The sequence below is a fragment of the Streptomyces sp. JHA26 genome, from assembly GCF_002005565.1.
Lineage (GTDB): Bacteria > Actinomycetota > Actinomycetes > Streptomycetales > Streptomycetaceae > Streptomyces.
Window position 1 is genome coordinate 1 of sequence record NZ_BDJC01000155.1, and the last position, 870, is coordinate 870.

General features: G+C 66.2%; 1 protein-coding gene. It reads left to right on the top strand.

What is annotated here, in order from left to right:
* Window positions 1-40 precede the first annotated feature (40 nt).
* Window positions 41-858 (top strand): IS5 family transposase gene (locus JHAT_RS34270; protein ID WP_107482105.1). Its coding sequence is split into 2 segments (ribosomal slippage): window positions 41-389 and window positions 389-858, totalling 819 coding nucleotides; the frame shifts between segments, so codons are not numbered across the junction.
* Window positions 859-870 lie beyond the last annotated feature (12 nt).

Consider the following 870-nt stretch of genomic DNA (forward strand, 5'->3'; position numbering starts at 1 on the left):
AAGACCGTGTCCTACGTGGTGAGGCGTCGTTGAGCTCGTCATGGGGCGGGGTACGTGGAGTTGGATTGTTCCGGACGGGCTGTGGGAGATCGCGAAGCCGCTGATCCCACCGTCGAAGGTGCGACCGCAGGGCGGTGGAACACAGGACATCCCTGATGAGACGCTGTTCGCCGCGATCATCTACGTGCTGGTGTCCGGCTGCGCCTGGCGTGCGTTGCCACCGTGCTTCGGCGTCTCGAAGTCGACCGCCCATCGGCGGTTCCTGATCTGGTCGAGAGCCGGCGTCTGGGGCCGGCTGCACGAAGCCGTGCTGCACCGGCTCGACGACGCCGGCCTCCTCGACGTCACCCGCGTCGTGCTCGACACCGCCCACGTCCGGGCTAAAAAAGGGGCGAACACACAGGTCCGAGCCCCGTGGACCGGGGCAAGCCGGGTTCCAAGATGCACATCCTGTCGGACGCGAACGGACTGCCCCTCCTCGTCGGCGTCTCGGCGGGTAACACCCACGACAGCGAAGGACTGAAGCCCATGGTGGAGGGTCACCAAACGAGACACGACCCCCACCGCGGCCGGTACTTCAAGCCCCAGCGCCTGCACGCCGACAAGGCATACGACCGGGCTGATCTGCGCAGATGGCTCCGGGGCAAGCGCATCGGAGTGCGCATCGCCCGCAAGGGCATCGAGTCCAGCGAACGATTAGGGCGACGCCGCTGGGTCATCGAGCGGACGATGTCGTGGCTGTCCGGCTACCGCAGGCTCAGCCCCCGCTACGAACGCGATCCCCGCAACTACCTGGCTTTTCTCGGACTCGCCGCCACCTTGTGCTGCTACAAGCGACTCATCCGCCTCACCACGTAGGACACGGTCTAA